Genomic DNA, 16,957 nt, shown 5'->3' on the forward strand with positions numbered 1-16,957 from the left:
GGCCGGAAAAAACAAAACCCCCGGTCGGGTTGCCGACCGGGGGTTTTCTGGAAAACGTCTCTGGTGGCGACCCTGGTGTCTCAGGCCGCCTGTGGGGTATCAGGCGCGCCTGTGGCTAAACCAATACCCAAAGAAATAATACGCTGCCGCCACAAGCGCCTGCGCACGCGCCAACGCGGCGCGCGAGGCACCGGCTTGCAGCATGGACAGAAGGTTGAGGCTGGCGGACATGAGATTCTCCAAAGCGATGGCCGAACCATACTCCAGGCCTTTGCGGCCTGGCAAGCGTCGCGACTAAAGCCGCTCCCACATGCGACGCGAGCCGTGGGAGGGGCTTTAGCCGCGATGGCTTACAGGCTCATCACATCGAGGAAGCGCGGCGTGGCGCTGTCGTCGATCTTCAGGCTCTTGAAGTCGAACAGGTTGCGGTCGGCCAGTTGCGAGGGGTGCACGTTCTGCAGGGCGCGGAACATGATCTCGACGCGACCCGGGCTCTTGCGCTCCCACTCCTGCAGCATCTCCTTGACCACCTGGCGCTGCAGGTTCTCCTGCGAACCGCACAGGTTGCAGGGGATGATGGGGAATTCCTTGAGCTGGCTGTAGGCCTCGATATCGGCCTCGGCGCAATAGGCCAGCGGGCGGATCACCACGTTGCGGCCATCGTCGGAGAGCAGCTTGGGCGGCATGGCCTTGAGCGTGCCGCCGTAGAACATGTTGAGGAAGAAGGTTTCCAGAATGTCGTCGCGGTGGTGCCCCAGCGCCATCTTGGTCGCACCGATCTCGTCGGCGTAGGTGTACAGGGTGCCACGACGCAGGCGCGAGCACAGCGAGCAGGTGGTCTTGCCCTCGGGGATCTTCTCCTTCACCACCGAGTAGGTGTCCTTCTCGATGATGTGGTACTGCACACCAATGGATTCCAGATAGGCCGGCAGCACATGCTCGGGGAAACCGGGCTGCTTCTGATCCATGTTCACCGCGACGATCTCGAACTGGATCGGCGCCACCTTCTGCAGGTACAGCAGCACGTCGAGCATGGTGTAGCTGTCCTTGCCGCCGGACAGGCAGACCATCACCTTGTCGCCATCCTCGATCATGTTGAAGTCGGTGATGGCTTCGCCGGCCAGGCGGCGAATGCGCTTCTGCAGTTTGTTCTGGTTGACCGAAAGGGTGCCCATGGTGCGTCGAAATCCGAGGGGTGAGAACGAAAGCGCGACATTTTACGCACAAAGGCGCCGCGCCCCTACCCCATCGGCGGTTAAATGCTAGGCTCGGCCGATGAATGACGACCTCGACCCCAGCCAGGATCTCGCCGACCAGGTACTGCAACTGCTGCAGGCAGCTCCGGACGGGCTGGCCGAATACGCCCTGATCCAGCAGCTCAAGGCCCGCCATAGCGGCCACCTGCCCAACCTACCACTGACCGACAAGCTGGTGCTGTTTCGCACCCACTTTCTGCTGTTCAACGCCCTTTACCGCCTGCGCGATCAGCTCCGGCAGGCTCAGACGTATCTGCTCGAAATCAGCCCGCTGTGCATTCGCCTGCTGCCCTATCAGCCCGGCACGGCTGCACTGAGCGAGCGCGACGAGCTGCGCGACTACTACCTGGACATGAGCCAGCTGCGCGATACCGACGAACGCGACGTCGAGCGCCTGCTCACCAGTTTCTGGACACGCATGCAGGGCGGTGACGAAAAACAGGCCGCGCTGGAGCTGTTCGAGCTGAACCACGAACAAACCCTCGACTTGCCACGCATCAAGCAGCGCTACCGACAAATGGTCAGCCTGCATCACCCGGACAGAGGCGGCAGCACAGAGCGGCTGCAGTCGATCAACCTGGCCATGGAAATTCTAGAGCGCTATTACCGCTGACCGGCACAGAGCAATTTGCTCTAAAGCCAGGCATCACGCCGGCTTCAGGCTCTGCCTATACTGCGACATAAGGTCGCAACGATTTGGCCTGATACCCGGTAACGCTGTCCATGCGCGCCGGGCCTCCGCCGGGGGGCGACTGTCATAAGAAAAGGAGGTGTCTGGCATGATCCACCACGTTTGGGGGCTCTTCACCCATCCCGACCAAGAATGGCAAGAAATTCGTGGCGAGGAAGAAACCATCAGCCACATGTACCTGACCCACGTACTGATTCTCGCGGCGATTCCTGCCGTCTCGGCTTACATCGGCACCACCCAGGTCGGCTGGGCCATCGGCGACCGAGCGCCGGTGATGCTGACCGAAGGCAGTGCGATGGTGATGGCCATCATGTCCTACCTGGCGATGCTCGCAGGGGTAGCCGTGATGGGCGCTTTCATCCACTGGATGGCGCGCACCTACGATGCCAACCCGAGTCTGACCCAGTGCGTCGTGTTCGCCGCCTACACCGCCACCCCGCTGTTCATCGGAGGTCTTGCAGCGCTGTACCCCCACCTGTGGCTGGGCATGATCGTCGGCACGGTCGCCATCTGCTACACGGTTTACCTGCTCTACGTCGGCATACCGACCTTCATGAACATTCCCGAGGACGAAGGCTTCATGTTCTCCAGTTCAGTGCTGGCGGTAGGCCTGGTGGTGCTGGTGGCCATGATTGCCAGCTCGGTCATTCTCTGGGGCATGGGCATCGGCCCGGTCTACACCAGTTGAATAGTTGAGGTATCGACATGGCCGCCCTCGGGCGGCCTTTTCATTGGCAGCGGCACGGGCTGCCGGCTTACGGCATAATCAGCGCTCAGCCAGCCCCTGCTCTCCCCCGCCTATGCCCGAACAGATTCACGCCCGCGTCGAAGCCTGCTACCAGCAGGCCGAAGCCTTCTTCAAGCAACGCTTTGCCCGCCCCGAGATCAGCTTCAAGCTGCGTGGGCAGAAGGCGGGGGTCGCGCACCTGACGGAAAACAAGCTGCGCTTCAATCTGCAGCTGTACCGGGCCAACCAGGAAGACTTCCTGCGCCAGACAGTGCCGCACGAAGTCGCCCACATGGTCGCCCATCAGCTATTCGGCCCACGCATTCAGCCGCATGGCGAGGAATGGCAACTGATCATGCGCGGCGTCTACGAACTGCCGCCGCATCGTTGCCACAGCTATGAAGTCGAACGCCGCAAAGTCAACCGCTTCATCTACCGCTGCAGTTGCGTGGATGGCGAGTTCCCCTTCTCGGCCCAGCGTCATGCGCTGGTCGCCAAGGGCCGCCGTTACTATTGCCGGCGTTGCAAGGTAACGCTGACCTTCAGTGGTGAGCAGCGTCAGGAGTGATGAGGGAAGCTCCATAACGCTGGTGAACACCGCCAGGAATGACCGCAGGCCCTCCATAAGGCATTGGTGCGCACAGCGCACCCTACACCAGCATCGAAATCGCCCACACCGGCTACGCTAGCCTCAAAATCCCGTAGGGTGCGCCGCGCGCACCGGCAATCACCACGCGCTGCAGCTTGCGGCTCAACCCAGCGCCCTGGACGCCCTCAACGCCGCGATCTGTTCGGCGTCATAACCCAACTCCAGCAGCACCTGCTCGGTGTGTGCGCCGACTGCCGTCCCCACATGCCTGGGCGGTGGCAAACCTTCGGAGAATTTCAGTGGGCAGGCCAGTTGCGACTGCGCCGGTAATCCTCCGCGCGGCACCTCCACCACCAGGCCACGCGCCTTGATCTGCGGGTGCTCGACCGCCTCGGCCAGCGACAGCATGGGTTCGACGCAGGCATCAAGCTCAGCGAAGACTTCGCACCATTGCGCAAAATCACGCTTCTCGAACTCGATCTCGATCTCGCGCTTGAGCGCGCGTTGAACCTCGGGCTTCTGCGACAAGCCACGTGCGGCCAGCTCGGGGCGGCCAATGGCGGCGCAGAACTGCTGCATGAACTGCGGCTCCAGACTACCCACGGAGAACCAGCGCCCATCACGGGTGCGGTAGTAGTCGTAGAAGCTACCGCCATTGAGCGCCTGGTTTTCCATGTCAGGCTCGACGCCAGCACCGAGGTAACCAGCGCCCGCCATGCCATGCAGGCTGAACGCGCAGTCGGTGATGCTCACGTCGACCTGCTGCCCCACACCGGTGGCCTGGCGCTGCACCACGGCCGCGAGCAGGCCGATCACGCCATGCAGCGAGCCGCCGGCCAGGTCGGCCAGTTGCACGCCAAGCGGCAATGGCCCGCTGTCGCGACGCCCGGTGTAGCTGGCGATCCCGGCCAGCGCCAGGTAGTTGATGTCATGCCCCGCGCGGTCACGGTATGGCCCGCTCTGCCCGTAACCCGTGATCGACACATAGATCAGCCGTGGGTTGATCGCCTTGAGCGCGGCATAGCCGACGCCCAGCTTGTCCATCACACCGGGGCGAAACTGTTCGAGCACGATGTCGTACTCACTGACCAGGCGCTTGACCACTTCCACAGCTTCGGGCCGTTTGAGATCGAGGGCGATGCTGCGCTTGTTGCGGTTAAGGTAGGCGTGGCTAGTGGAGGTTCCGCCATCGTGCGGCGGCAGCACGCGCACCAGGTCCATGCGCGTGGGCGACTCCACCCGCAGCACCTCGGCGCCCATGTCGACCAGCAGAAGCGAGGCAAACGGCCCCGGCAGCAGGGTGGAGAAGTCGAGAATTTTCAGCGAAGACAGTGGGCCGGACATGGTGACTCCCGATTTGCTTGTTTAACGTAACCGGATTGCATCCGGCTACGGATTAACGTTCCCAGACGATGACGGCATCACCGGGCATGGCGGCAATGGCCTCGGCATAACGCACCTCCAGCACGTTGCGGCGAATCTTCATGGTCGGCGTCATGCTGCCGTTATCCACTGTCCAGGCCTCGCTGACCAGGTAGAAATGGCTGACACGCTCGTGCGCCTCCAGTCGTTGATTGACTGCATGCAGATGCTCGGCAAGTGACTGGCCGAGCAACTCACGCGGTTGCTGGCGAGCGGCGGGTGACAGCTCGACCAGCGCCAACGGTTGATCCAGGTTGCTGCCCATCAGGCACACCTGTTCGACCCAATGAGTCTTGGCGATCTTGCCCTCGATGGGCGCTGGCGCGACGTATTTGCCCTTGCTGGTCTTGAAGATGTCCTTGACCCGCCCGGTGATGCGCAGGTAGCCCGCCTCGTCCAGCTGGCTGCGGTCACCGGTGTGCAACCAGCCGCCCCAGCAGCGGGATACGCAGCAGGCTCTCGAGCTTGTGCGCCGGCAATTTCTCCAGCACGCCCTGCTGAAAGCGCGTCCACAACCGTGGCACCGAGAAGAACACAGTGGGACGCACCTGGCGAAGGTCTCCAGCGACTCGACAAAGGCCACCGGTGCGCCGCAGTAGAGGCTGTTGAATTCGACCAGAAAGCGCTCGGCGGCATGCGACAGCGGCAGGTAGGAAAAGAACTGATCTGCGGCGTCATGTTCAGCTCCGCCGTGGCGTGAGCCGCAGAGAACGCCATGGCGTGGGCCGAGAGCATCACGCCCTTGAGCTGCCCGGTGGTGCAGGAGGTATAGAGGATCGACAGCAGATCCTCGCCGCGTTGCAGATGCGCGCCGAGCAGCGACTCATGCGCCGCCAGCAAGGCCTGCCACTGGTGCTCGGCAGGCATGGTCGGATAAGGCATGGCGATGCGGGTGATATGCGCCGCGATACCGGTGGCCAGCTTGTCCGGCTCATCCAGCTTGCCAACCAGGATTACCTTGCAGCCCGCCTGCTCCAGCACATAGGCGATCTGTTCCGGCGCCTGCAGCGGATGCAGCGGCACGCTGACCAGTCCGGCGAGCTGGATCGCCAGGTCGCTGATAAACCATTCGGCGCAGTTCTTCGCCAGCAGCGCAACGCGCTCGCCCGGCACGCAGCCCAGCGCCAGCAGCGCGCTGGCCAGGCGACGCGCCTGGTCGTCGACCTGGCGCCAGCTGTAATCATGCCAGACGCCCTCTACAGGCTGGCGCAGCCAGATGGCATCGGGCTGCCGATGCAGCCAATGGTTGAAGCGTTCGAGAGGCAGTTGCAGAGATTGACTCATCGCGCTGACCTTGGTTTTTGTTATAGGTAGCTGCCCGTAGGGCGGGTGCAACCCGCCAGAGCGCCGATGGCGGGTTGCACCCGCCCTACGGATGAAGCCTGCACAATCCTACAGCTTCATCCCGCGACTGATGATCTCCTTCATGATCTCCGACGTACCGGCGAAGATGCGCTGGATGCGCGCATTCGCGTACATCTTGCAGATCGGATACTCCCACATGTAGCCCCAGCCGCCGTGCAGTTGCACGCCCTCGTCCACCACCTTGCCGAGCAGTTCGGTGGTGAACAGCTTGGCCTCGGCGGCCACTTCGGGAGTGAGCTTCTTCTGGTTGTGGTCCATCACGCAGCGGTCGGTGAACACCTGCGCCACGTCGACCTGCGTGCGCATTTCCGCCAGCTTGAAGCGGGTGTTCTGAAAGTGCGCCACCGGACGGCCAAAAGCGTGGCGCTCCTTGACGTACGCGATGGTGGTCTGCAATGCCGCCTCGGCGCCGGCCACTGCGCCACAGGCATTGGTCAGACGCTCCTGGGCGAGCATGTTCATCAGGTAGAAGAAGCCGCCCTTGGCATCGCCCAGCAGGTTGTCCTTGGGCACCTTGACGTCATTGAAAAACAGCTCGGCGGTGTCCTGACTGTGCATGCCGAGTTTCTTCAGCTTCTTGCCGCGCTCGAAACCGGGCATGCCGCGCTCCACCAGAAATAGGCCCATGGCGTGCTTGTTGGCCGGGTCGGTCTTGGCCGCAACGATCACCACATCGGCCAGATAGCCATTGGAAATGAACACCTTGGAGCCGTTGAGTAGCCAGTGGTCGCCCTTGTCCACCGCTGTGGTGCGCATGCCGGCCAGATCCGAGCCGGCAGACGGCTCGGTCATCGCCACCGCCAGGATGGTTTCACCGCTGATGATGCCCGGCAGCAGGCGCGCCTTCTGCTCGGCATTGCCGTACTCGGCGATATAGGGGCCGCACAGCGCCGAGTGTAGCGGGATCATGAAACCCGGTTCGTTGATGCGCGCCAGCTCCTCGCACATGATCTGCTCGTAACGAAAGTCCTTGAGCCCCGCTCCGCCGTACTCCTCGTCCGCCCAGGGCAACAGAAAACCCATCTCGCCGGCTTTGCGCCACACGCTGCGATCCACCACACCAGCCTCTTCCCAGGCTTCCTGATGCGGCACCACCTCTTTATCGAGAAACGCAGCGAAGGCGTCGCGGAACAGGTTGTGCTCGGTGTCGAAATGGTTGCGTTGCATGGGGCGGGTCCTCCGCTGTTGTTATGTCCTTGAGGTTAAGGGCCGCCCCGCCGCCCCTCAATGACCCATGCGCTCAGCCTCGGTTGACCCAATCGCTCGGTTGGCTTGCCCTGGCTGGGAGCAACTGCCTACCATCGACCACCCTCGATTTCGGAAACCCAGCATGCGCGAACGCACCATTGCCAGCCACTTCGTCCGCGCCGCCCTGCGCGGTGCGGACCGCCACGGCCTGGCCTGCGACCCGATACTGCGCCAGGCTGGCATCCAGAGCGCCGTGCTGGTCGAGCCACGCGCACGCATCGCCCCGGAACAATTTTCCCGGCTGATGCAACTGCTGTGGGAAGCGCTGGACGACGAATACCTCGGCTTCGGCCGCCAGCCGAGCAAACGCGGCACCTTCGCCATGATGGGCCACGCCATTATTCACTGCCGCAGCCTGGAAAAAGCCCTGAGTCGTGGCGCGATGTTCTACGGCCTGTTTCCCGACGCGCCAGGCATCAGCCTGCAACGCGAAGGCGACTGGGCGCGGCTGAGCGTCGACGACAGCACGCTGTGGGACCCGGACCATTTTCTGGTCGAAAGTCTGCTGGTGATCTGGCATCGCCTGGGTAGCTGGCTGATCGGCCAGCGCATCCGCCTGGAAGAAGCCACCTTCGCCTACCCCGAACCCGCGCATGCCGCCGAGTACGAACTGCTGTTCCCCTGCAGCCGGCGCTTTGCCGCCGGACAAACCAGCCTGCTGTTCCACGCCCGCTACCTGGCCATGCCGCTGCTGCAGGACGAACGCACGCTCAAGCAATTCCTCCAACACTCCCCCGCCGATCTGCTGGCCCGTCCCGACGGCGGCGACAGCCTGATCAGCCAGATTCGTCGCCTGCTCGGCCGCGACTGCCGCACCTGGCCGGACCTGGAACAGGTCGCCCAGCACCTGCACACCAGCCCACAAACCCTGCGCCGCCACCTGCGCGAAGAAGGCACCAGCTTCCAGGAACTCAAGGACCACCTGCGCCGCGACCTCGCCATCTACCACCTGGGCCGCGACGAACTGGCGATTCAGGACATCGCCGAACAACTCGGCTTCTCCGAACCCTCGGCCTTTCATCGCGCGTTCAAGAAATGGACGGGGCTGACACCGGGGGCGTATCGGGCACAGGAGGGGTAAGGCAGCATGGCTGCCTGTGCATCGGGCTTCGTGGATGGACAGGTCAGGCGGATATGCACTAGGTTCTGACCCAAGCCTGCTGGCAATGCGCCAGAGGCGATAGGCTTGCCGTTCTTCATGTCGCTTTTCATCCTGGGTGCTGTCGCGGGCGGTTGCAGGAGCTGAGTGCAACACGCGCACTCGCGCGCCGAGCCTGCTTGCCCGCATGAATACTGTGTAATACATTGCATTCAAAAGTATGGAGGCATATCCATGAGCGTCACAACCGTCCGGCTTCAACCGGAACTCGAAGAAAATCTTGGCGCTATGGCCGAGAAGCTTCAGAGAAGTAAAAGTTGGCTTATTAATCAAGCACTTAGAGAGTTCTTTGAGCGCCAGGAGCTAGAGCAGAACCGCTGGCAAGAAACACTGCAAGCGATGGAGTCAGTGGCGCAGGGCCGAGTTGTATCCGGCGAAGCTGTAGCTGCCTGGCTGCAAAACTGGGGCACCGACAATGAGCTATCCCCACCGAAGGCTGGTCAGTGAGACTGGCCTACTCAGAAAACGCGGTGGCAGACCTCGTTCGCCTGCGCGAATTCATAGCAGAGAACGATCCTCTTGCTGCTGCACGCATTGCAGCAGAGCTCCTTTCCCGCATCGAGAATCTTTGTCTATATCCAGAAATGGGCCGCGCTGTTGAGCTTGCTCCAAGCCCAAAAGCCATTCGAGACGCAGTTTTCGGAAAATATAGAGTCCGCTATTCAGCCCACACAGAAACTATCGTCATTCTTCGTATATGGCACCACAACGAAGACCGTACACCAAGCATCTAACAACTGACATGGACTCTCCCCACAAGTAGTGAGCAAAGCTTCGCTTTGGCACCTGTCACCAGCGCGATGACATTCGTATATCCGGCCTGTTCTGGGCCTTTGCGCCCTGGCCATTCCGTAGTTCGCGCCGCGAGGGCGAAGCGTTCAATTGATCAGGGCTCACATTTGGTATCGACCTTGTTCCGCTGCAGGACTCGCCTGGTCCGGCAGCGGATCGCTTCCATACAAGAATCGAAAGAACATGCCTGACAGCAAGGCTCAGTCGTACAACCGCACCCTGAAACAGGCGCCGCCCAGTTCCGAATCTTCCAGGCTTAGCTCGCCGTCGTAGCTGTCGACGATATCTTCCACCACCGCCAGGCCGATGCCCTGCCCCGGGTTCTGTGCATCCAGTCGTTCGCCGCGCTGCAGCACCCGCTCACGCTGGTGCGGGGGCACGCCGGGGCCGTCGTCTTCGATGGTCAGCAGGCAGCCGCCAGCCAGGGGTTGCAGCCTCACACGCACCTGTTGCAGGCACAAGCGGTAGGCGTTTTCCAGCAGGTTGCCGAGCAGTTCCATCAGCGCGCCACGTTCCATGGTGATCTGGCTGTGCGCGGGCACGTCCAGGGTCGCTTCGACGCGCTTATCCCGGTAGACCTTGTCCAGCGAGCGGCACAGGCTATCGAGCAGCGGCCAGACCTGTTCGCGATGACGCACCAGGCCGCTGCGACGCAGGCTGGCGCGTTGCAGTTGATAGCCGACCTGCTGGCTCATGCGTTCGATCTGCGCCTGCATCAGTTGCGCCTGTTCGCGATTGTCCGGCTGCACAGCCAGGCTTTCACCAATGCCCTGCAACACGCTGAGTGGTGTTTTCAGGCTGTGGGCGAGGTCTTCCAGCGAGTCGCGGTAGCGCTCGCGCTGACGCCGTTCGCTGTCGAGCAGGCGGTTGAGGGAGTTGGTCAGGCGCAGCAATTCGCGCGGGTGTTCGTCACTCAGGCGCTGGCGGGTACCGGCCTCCACGCCATCGAGCTCGTCGCTTAAACCTCGCAAGCTGCGAAAGCCCCAGGTCAGGCCGAACCAGAGCAGGCCCAGCAGCACCAGCAGGGCGATGCCCAGCCACAGGCGCAGTTGCCAGGCGAAACCGTTGAACAGCCCCTGGTATTCGCGGGTCGGCTGCATGGTGACGATGCTCAGCGCGGTTTGATCGCCGCGCAGCAGGTCTACTTCGATGTCATAGACAAAGTATTCCTGGCCGTTTTCGTCGCGAATGCGCACGAACTCGTGGCCGCGACCGTCATAACGCGGCAGGTAGCGCACCAGTTCGTCGATGGATGAGCGCGAGCGCCAGAGCATCTGGCCTTCACGGTCGAAGATGAAGCCCAGCAGGTGCGAGTCGAGGCTGTCGAATTCTTCGTCCGGCATCTTCTCCGGCATGTGCAACTGGCCGTCGTCGATACGCGCGGCGGATATCAGCGCTGCCGCGTCGGAGGCCAGGCGCTTTTCGATGGTCTGCTCCAGGGCCATGAGAAACACGCCCTGCAGCACCGGCATCAACAGCAGCATGAACAGCATCGCCAGCGCGGCGCTGGCCAGCATCAAACGCAGCCGCAGGGAGGCGAAACGCATACGCAGCTTGCGTAGAACGGCGCGCGCTCGACTCACTTGCAGCGCTCGTTGAACATGTAGCCCTGGCCACGCACGGTTTCTATCGGTTTGCCGCCCAGCACTGCCTCCAGCTTGCGCCGCAGACGACCTACCAGCACTTCTATGACGTTGGGATCACGCTCGTCGTCGCCCGGATAGAGCTGTTCCATCAGGCGCTCCTTGGCCACCACCTGCTGATGGTGCAGCATGAGGTACTCGAGGATGCGGTACTCGTAGGCGGTCAGCTGCAGCGACTGTTCATCCACCGTGGCCTGCTTGCGATTGAGGTACAGCACCAGGGAGCCCGCTTCGATGGTCGACTTGGTGAACCCGGAAGAACGTCGCAGCAGCGCGTTCAGACGTGCTTCCAGCTCCTCGAACTGGAACGGTTTGACCACATAGTCGTCGGCACCGCAGGAAAGCCCTTCGACCTTGTCCTGCCAGTTACCGCGTGCGGTGAGTATCAGGATCGGAAAGTTCTTGTCCTGGCTGCGCAGCTCACGGATCAGGTCGATACCGCTCATACCAGGCAGACCGAGGTCGACCAGGGCCAGGTCATGATTGAAGGACTCAGCTCGGTACAGGGCTTCTTCGGCGGTGCGCACGGCATCCACCACATGCCCGTTTTCGCTGAGGCGAGTGAACAGATGGTGACGCAGCAGCGCCTCATCCTCCACCACCAGCAATTTCATCAGACTTCCCCTTTTTAAGTGGCTATGTCCCTGTTAACTGTTGCTAGGGTTCCAAGGAAGGCCGGGAGCCTTGTAGGGTGGGCTTTAGCCCACGCCAACCACCGTTGGTGGGCTAAAGCCCACCCTACGGGCCTTTGCACCCACTCCCAACACTTAGCGCAGACATAGCCTTTTAAGTTGTGCGAAGGCCGGGCAAATCAGTCAGCGTGAAAACTACTGCGCTCGGCCATGCTGCGTTAAAACCCGGCTCAGAATGCTCATTTACAAGTCGTAAACTGCGCTTCTTCGCCGGCTTTTACCTTGCCTGACCTTCGCTCGCTACGTTTTCACTCGGACTGATGCCCGGCCTGGTAACGCTATGCCGCCATTAGAAGGCGAAGTTGGCGCCGAGGTAGAGCTGCGAGCTGCTGTGCAGATCCAGCGACCCGACCTTGTCTGCACCATGCGGCGCCATTTCCGTGCTGGCATTGGTACGCAGGTAACGATAGCCGGCTTCGATCGAGGTGTTGCTGTTCAGTTCCTGCAGAATACCGGCCTGCAGGCCTGCGGCAAAACCGATGTCACTGTCACGGGAGAAGCCACGGCTCTCCTGTTCGAGCTTGACCAGGCCGGCCGTCACACCACCGAACAGCTTGGTGTTGTTGCTGCCCAGCGGTACGAACATGTCGTAGCTGCCCAGCAGATTCTGCTGACGCAGCTTGTAGCCATTGTGACTGTCCGAGACATTCTCGTAGGTCGCGTAGTAGCGGCCGTCAGCGGTCGTCTGGCCGGCCCGGATACCCCAGGTGCCTTCACCATCGATCACCTTGTCCAGCTTCGGATTGCCGAGGTTGGCATTCAGCGCGTTGGACTTCTGGATGTTGTTGTCGGTCTGGCCCCAGGTCAGGCCGACGAAATTGTCGTTGGCCTGGGCAGCGCTTGCACCCAGGGCCAGGCAGGTAGCGAAGGCGATACGGTTCAGGGTGATTTTCATGGCGTCATTCCTCTCGTTGCGGTTTTGATCAACTTGGCAACGAGTCTGCCGGAAGACGACTGAATCCCCGCTGAACCCTCCTTGAACCTGCACTGAACGAGTGGCAAACAGGCTAGATACGCCGCACCAGAGCACCCGCAACGACAAACAGCGCAGCCAGAACGCCGAGCAATGCCAGCCAGCCGGCATGCTCCCAGACATAACCGCCGACATAGCCCACCAGGCTGGAGCCCAGATAATAGGCGCACAGGTACAGCGCCGATGCCTGCGCCTTGGCGCCCTGCGCATGGATGCCGACCTGCCCGCTGGCCACCGCATGGGCCGAGAAGAAGCCCAGGGTGAACAGCGCCAGGCCGACCACCGCCGCGCTCAGCCAGGGCGCAGCGCACAGCGCTACGCCTAGCAGCATCAGGCCGATGCCGCCATTGAGCACCTGACGCGCGCCAAAGCGTGGCACCAGGCGCCCGGCCCAGCCAGCACTGAGAATGCCGAGCAGGTACACGGTGAACAGCAGGCCGATGACCGTCGCCGACAGGTTGAATGGCGCACCCGCCAGGCGAAAGCCGACATAGTTGAACAGTGCAACGAAACCGCCCATAAGCAGAAAGCCCAGGGCGAACAGCACGCGCAAACGCGGGTTCTTCAGGTGCAGGGCGAAGTTGCCCAGCAGCCCGCGCACCGACAGCGGCTGGGCGGTAAAATGCCGCGACGGCGGCAGCAACCAGATGAACAGCCCCAGCACCAGCAAACCCAGCCCGGCAATGCCGCCCAGGGCCCAGGGCCAACCGCCCAGGTCGCTGAGCAAACCGGCCAGCAAACGTCCGAGCAGACCACCCAGCGCCGTGCCACCGATATACAACCCCATCGCTGCCGGTAGCGCTTCAGGGTCGAACTCCTCACCGACATAGGCCATGGCCAGCGCCGGCAAACCGCTCAGCGCCAGCCCCAGCAGCGCACGCAAAATCAGCAGGCTGCTCCACTGCTCCACCAGCGCGCAGGCGATCCCCAGTAGCGCGGCCAGGCCCAGCGCCGCGACCATCACCGGCTTGCGCCCCCAGCTCTCGGCCAGTGCACCGGATACCAGCAGGCACAGGGCCAGGCTCAGGGTAGTCAGCGAAAGCGCCAGGCTGCTGCTGGCCGCAGACACGCGAAAGTGCGCGGCCAACAACGGCAGCAGAGGTTGCACGCAGTAAAGCATGGCGAAGGTGGCGAAACCGGCGCAGAACAGCGCCAGGGTGGCACGCCGATAACCGGCGCTGCCACGGCTCAGATGAGTCACGGACATGGATGGACTGGCTCACGAAGCTGGATGCAAGCGATAGCCGGAACATGCCGCAAGACCGAACCGGGTGACGCCTGCAGGTGAATGAAACCAGACGAAATATTAGCACGCTATCGATAATCGCGAGCGCGTGCCATTAGCGCTCGTGCAATTCCTTTTCCTTGATCCAGCTCAACAGACTTTGCCCTTACTAACGTTAGGGTCTAGACTCAATTGCGAACGCAACGGAGAAGAGCGAATGGCTACCCCGCCCGAGCGCAGCGCCATGAAAGGCAAGGAAACTCGCCTGTTCGTCTTTCTCGTGGTCTGCCTGTTCCCCATCCTTTCGGTCGCGCTGGTCGGCGGCTACGGATTCATCATCTGGTTCATGCAGATGCTGCTGGGCCCACCTGGCCCACCCACCTGATCCTTCCTTACCTACGGAGCCACGGAACATGGCCGCCTCTATGCATATTTCCAGTCTGCTGGTGCACGTACGGCCCGAATGGCTGGCTGCGGTGAAAGCCAACCTGCGCCAGCTGGAAGGCCTCGAACTGCATCAGGAAAGCCCGCAAGGCAAGCTGGTGGTGGTGCTGGAAACCGAACACGAACGCCACATCCTCGCCCGCCTCGAACAGATCAACGCGTTGCCAGGCGTGCTCAATGCCGCTCTGGTTTACCACGAACTCCTCGACACAGAAGGAGACTCAGAATGAAGCTTTCCCGCCGTGAATTTGCCAAGGCCAACGCTGCTGCCATTGCCGCCGCTGCCGCCGGTCTGCCGTTGGTGACGACCGCCAGCAACCTGATCACCGAAGCGGACATGACCCGCCTGGACTGGAACAAGGCGCCCTGCCGCTTCTGCGGTACCGGCTGCAGCGTGATGGTCGCCACCCGCGACAACCGCGTGGTGGCCACCCACGGTGACGTCAAGGCCGAGGTCAATCGCGGCCTGAACTGCGTCAAGGGCTACTTCCTGTCGAAAATCATGTACGGCGTCGACCGCCTCAACCAACCGCTGCTGCGCATGAAGAATGGCGTGTACGACAAGCAGGGTGAATTCCAGCCGGTGAGCTGGGAGCAGGCCTTCGACATCATGGAACAGAAGACCAAGGAGGCGCTGCGCGAGCATGGCCCCGAGGCCGTCGGCATGTTCGGTTCAGGGCAATGGACGGTGTGGGAAGGCTACGCCGCCAACAAGCTGATGAAGGCCGGTTTCCGTTCCAACAACATCGATCCCAACGCGCGCCACTGCATGGCCTCGGCGGTGATGGGCTTCATGCGCACATTCGGCATGGACGAGCCGATGGGCTGCTACGACGACATCGAGGCCGCCGACGCCTTCGTGCTGTGGGGCTCGAACATGGCCGAGATGCACCCGATTCTCTGGAGCCGGGTCACCGATCGCCGCCTCAGCCATCCGAACACCAAGGTCGCCGTGCTTTCCACCTTCGAGCACCGCAGCTTCGACCTCGCCGACATCCCGCTGGTATTCAAACCGCAGACCGACCTGCTGATACTCAACTACATCGCCAACCACATCATCCAGAGCGGCGCAGTGAACAAGGAGTTCATCGACAAGCACACCCGATTCGCCAAGGGTGCCACGAACATCGGCTACGGCCTGCGTCCGACCGACCCGCTGGAGCTGAAGGCCGAGAATGCCGCGGTGGCCAACACCTGGACCGACATTGGCTACGAGGACTACGTCGAGTTCCTCAAACCCTACACCCTGGAACACGCCGCCAAGGAATCGGGCGTACCGGCCGAGCGCCTGAAGGCCCTGGCCGAGCTGTACGCCGACCCCAAGGTCAAGGTGATGTCCTTCTGGACCATGGGCTTCAACCAGCACACCCGCGGTGTCTGGGCGAACAACATGATCTACAACATCCATCTGCTCACCGGAAAGATCAGCGAGCCGGGCAACAGCCCGTTCTCGCTCACCGGCCAGCCGTCGGCCGGCGGCACCACGCGCGAGGTGGGCACCTTCTCCCATCGTCTGCCCGCCGACATGCTGGTGGCCAACCCCAAGCACCGTGCAACCGCCGAGAAGATCTGGAAGCTGCCGGCCGGCACCATCCAGGAAAAACCCGGCTTTCATGCCGTGGAACAGAGCCGCAAGCTCAAGGACGGCGTACTCAAGGTCTACTGGACGCAGGTCAGCAATAACATGCAGGCCGGCCCCAACATCATGCAGGAGGTCCTGCCGGGCTGGCGCAACCCGCAGGCCTTCGTCATCGTCTCCGATGTCTACCCCACCGTCTCGGCCCAGGCTGCCGACCTGATCCTGCCCAGCGCCATGTGGGTGGAGAAGGAAGGCGCCTACGGCAATGCCGAGCGCCGCACGCAGTTCTGGCACCAACTGGTCAAGGCACCGGGCGAGGCCAAGTCCGACCTGTGGCAACTGGTGGAATTTTCCAAGCGCTTTACCACCGACGAAGTCTGGCCTGCCGAACTGCTGGCCAAGGCCCCGGAATACAAGGGCAAGACGCTCTACCAGGTGCTGTTCGCCAACGGCCAGGTCGACCAGTTCCCCCGCGAACAGATCGAGGCCGGCTATGCCAACGACGAGGCCGAGGCCTTTGGCTTTTACCTGCAGAAGGGCTTGTTCGAGGAATATGCCCAGTTCGGTCGCGGCAATGCCCATGACCTGGCGCCCTTCGACAGCTATCACGCCGAGCGTGGCCTGCGCTGGCCGGTGGTTGACGGCAAGGAGACGCGCTGGCGCTATCGCGAGGGCCACGACCCCTACGTGGAAAAAGGCAGCGGCGTGCAGTTCTACGGTTACCCGGATAAGCGCGCGCTGATCTTCGCCCTGCCCTACGAACCGCCAGCCGAGGCGCCGGATGACGACTTCCCGTTCTGGCTCAGCACTGGCCGCGTGCTCGAACACTGGCACACCGGCAGCATGACCCAGCGCGTCGAGGAGCTGCACGGCGCGGTACCCGATGCCCTGGTGTACATGCACCCGGACGATGCCAGGGCACTCAAGGCGCGACGCGGCAGCGAGGTCAAGGTGATCAGCCGACGCGGGGAAATCCGCGCACGCATCGAAACCCGCGGGCGTAACAAGCCGCCGCGTGGCCTGGTGTTCGTGCCCTTCTTCGACGCCAACAAACTGATCAACAAGGTCACCCTGGACGCCACCGACCCGATCTCCAAGCAGACCGACTACAAGAAGTGTGCGGTGAAGATCGAACTGGTCAGCCTGGCCTGA

19 protein-coding genes and 1 pseudogene are annotated in these 16,957 nt (G+C 62.3%); 9 read left to right on the plus strand and 11 right to left on the minus strand.

The features are described 5' to 3' along the window. Positions 1-99: 99 nt before the first annotated feature. Entirely contained in the window at positions 100-231 is a 132-nt protein-coding gene (locus N5J71_RS05310; RefSeq protein WP_017679025.1) for a hypothetical protein, read from the minus strand. Between the two features lie 119 nt (positions 232-350). Further along, complete coding sequence (gene ttcA, locus N5J71_RS05315) at positions 351-1,175, minus strand: tRNA 2-thiocytidine(32) synthetase TtcA (protein WP_074861325.1); 825 nt, start codon at positions 1,173-1,175, stop codon at positions 351-353. 100 nt (positions 1,176-1,275) lie between these two features. On the opposite strand from ttcA, the gene N5J71_RS05320 reads away from it, so the two are divergent. From N5J71_RS05320 to N5J71_RS05330, 3 genes are all read left to right on the plus strand, one after another. Continuing rightward, the gene (locus tag N5J71_RS05320) at positions 1,276-1,869 is read left to right on the plus strand and encodes a DNA-J related domain-containing protein (protein WP_084342296.1); all 594 of its coding nucleotides are present in this window, start codon (positions 1,276-1,278) and stop codon (positions 1,867-1,869) included. 166 nt (positions 1,870-2,035) lie between these two features. Continuing rightward, entirely contained in the window at positions 2,036-2,635 is a 600-nt protein-coding gene (locus N5J71_RS05325; protein WP_003461508.1) for a Yip1 family protein, read from the plus strand. A gap of 112 nt (positions 2,636-2,747) precedes the next feature. After that, positions 2,748-3,242, plus strand: a complete 495-nt coding sequence (locus tag N5J71_RS05330) for a SprT family zinc-dependent metalloprotease (RefSeq protein ID WP_092376440.1) — start codon at positions 2,748-2,750, stop codon at positions 3,240-3,242. A gap of 183 nt (positions 3,243-3,425) precedes the next feature. Here N5J71_RS05330 and N5J71_RS05335 read toward each other — a convergent pair whose 3' ends face one another. The 5 genes and pseudogenes from N5J71_RS05335 to N5J71_RS05355 form a co-directional block, all read right to left on the minus strand. Beyond that, positions 3,426-4,607 (minus strand): CaiB/BaiF CoA transferase family protein, encoded by a 1,182-nt coding sequence (locus N5J71_RS05335; RefSeq protein WP_279916461.1) that lies wholly within the window; start codon positions 4,605-4,607, stop codon positions 3,426-3,428. A 52-nt stretch (positions 4,608-4,659) separates the two neighbouring features. Next, positions 4,660-5,109: an acyl-CoA synthetase family protein gene (locus N5J71_RS05340; RefSeq protein WP_241199347.1), complete on the minus strand. Its 450-nt coding sequence runs from the start codon at positions 5,107-5,109 to the stop codon at positions 4,660-4,662. Beyond that, a complete protein-coding gene (locus tag N5J71_RS05345) occupies positions 5,096-5,233 on the minus strand; it encodes a hypothetical protein (protein ID WP_231976634.1) in 138 nt (45 codons plus the stop codon). The genes N5J71_RS05340 and N5J71_RS05345 overlap by 14 nt, the downstream gene beginning before the upstream one ends. A gap of 205 nt (positions 5,234-5,438) precedes the next feature. Continuing rightward, positions 5,439-5,969 (minus strand): annotated as a pseudogene (locus N5J71_RS05350) (AMP-binding protein); the annotation flags it as partial. Between the two features lie 108 nt (positions 5,970-6,077). Further along, positions 6,078-7,217, minus strand: coding sequence for an acyl-CoA dehydrogenase family protein (locus N5J71_RS05355; RefSeq protein WP_279916462.1), 1,140 nt, complete (start codon positions 7,215-7,217; stop codon positions 6,078-6,080). Positions 7,218-7,380: 163 nt separating this feature from the next. Between N5J71_RS05355 and N5J71_RS05360 the strand changes: the two genes are divergently transcribed. From N5J71_RS05360 to N5J71_RS05370, 3 genes are all read left to right on the plus strand, one after another. Then, complete coding sequence (locus tag N5J71_RS05360) at positions 7,381-8,379, plus strand: AraC family transcriptional regulator (RefSeq protein WP_279916463.1); 999 nt, start codon at positions 7,381-7,383, stop codon at positions 8,377-8,379. A gap of 252 nt (positions 8,380-8,631) precedes the next feature. Then, positions 8,632-8,904, plus strand: coding sequence for a CopG family ribbon-helix-helix protein (locus N5J71_RS05365; RefSeq protein WP_279916464.1), 273 nt, complete (start codon positions 8,632-8,634; stop codon positions 8,902-8,904). Next, positions 8,901-9,191 carry a type II toxin-antitoxin system RelE/ParE family toxin gene (locus N5J71_RS05370; RefSeq protein ID WP_074860660.1) on the plus strand — a complete coding sequence of 97 codons (291 nt, stop codon included), beginning with the start codon at positions 8,901-8,903 and terminating at the stop codon, positions 9,189-9,191. The genes N5J71_RS05365 and N5J71_RS05370 overlap by 4 nt, the downstream gene beginning before the upstream one ends. 258 nt (positions 9,192-9,449) lie before the next feature. Here N5J71_RS05370 and N5J71_RS05375 read toward each other — a convergent pair whose 3' ends face one another. From N5J71_RS05375 to N5J71_RS05390, 4 genes are all read right to left on the minus strand, one after another. After that, positions 9,450-10,832, minus strand: coding sequence for an ATP-binding protein (locus tag N5J71_RS05375; RefSeq protein ID WP_279916465.1), 1,383 nt, complete (start codon positions 10,830-10,832; stop codon positions 9,450-9,452). After that, positions 10,829-11,506, minus strand: coding sequence for a response regulator transcription factor (locus N5J71_RS05380; RefSeq protein ID WP_003461521.1), 678 nt, complete (start codon positions 11,504-11,506; stop codon positions 10,829-10,831). The genes N5J71_RS05375 and N5J71_RS05380 overlap by 4 nt, the downstream gene beginning before the upstream one ends. Positions 11,507-11,873: 367 nt before the next feature. Next, positions 11,874-12,479, minus strand: a complete 606-nt coding sequence (locus N5J71_RS05385; RefSeq protein ID WP_039964769.1) for an outer membrane beta-barrel protein — start codon at positions 12,477-12,479, stop codon at positions 11,874-11,876. Between the two features lie 112 nt (positions 12,480-12,591). After that, entirely contained in the window at positions 12,592-13,764 is a 1,173-nt protein-coding gene (locus N5J71_RS05390; protein WP_003461523.1) for an MFS transporter, read from the minus strand. Between the two features lie 235 nt (positions 13,765-13,999). On the opposite strand from N5J71_RS05390, the gene napE reads away from it, so the two are divergent. The 3 genes from napE to napA are packed head-to-tail and all read left to right on the plus strand — an operon-like array spanning position 14,000 to position 16,957. Next, positions 14,000-14,167 carry a periplasmic nitrate reductase, NapE protein gene (gene napE / locus N5J71_RS05395; protein WP_039964770.1) on the plus strand — a complete coding sequence of 56 codons (168 nt, stop codon included), beginning with the start codon at positions 14,000-14,002 and terminating at the stop codon, positions 14,165-14,167. 28 nt (positions 14,168-14,195) lie between these two features. Further along, a complete protein-coding gene (locus tag N5J71_RS05400; RefSeq protein ID WP_003461524.1) occupies positions 14,196-14,456 on the plus strand; it encodes a chaperone NapD in 261 nt (86 codons plus the stop codon). Further along, positions 14,453-16,957 carry a nitrate reductase catalytic subunit NapA gene (napA, locus tag N5J71_RS05405; protein WP_279916466.1) on the plus strand — a complete coding sequence of 835 codons (2,505 nt, stop codon included), beginning with the start codon at positions 14,453-14,455 and terminating at the stop codon, positions 16,955-16,957. Before N5J71_RS05400 ends, napA begins: the two co-directional genes overlap by 4 nt.

It is taken from the genome of Ectopseudomonas oleovorans, from assembly GCF_029845265.1.
GTDB classification, from domain to species: Bacteria; Pseudomonadota; Gammaproteobacteria; order Pseudomonadales; family Pseudomonadaceae; genus Aquipseudomonas; species Aquipseudomonas oleovorans.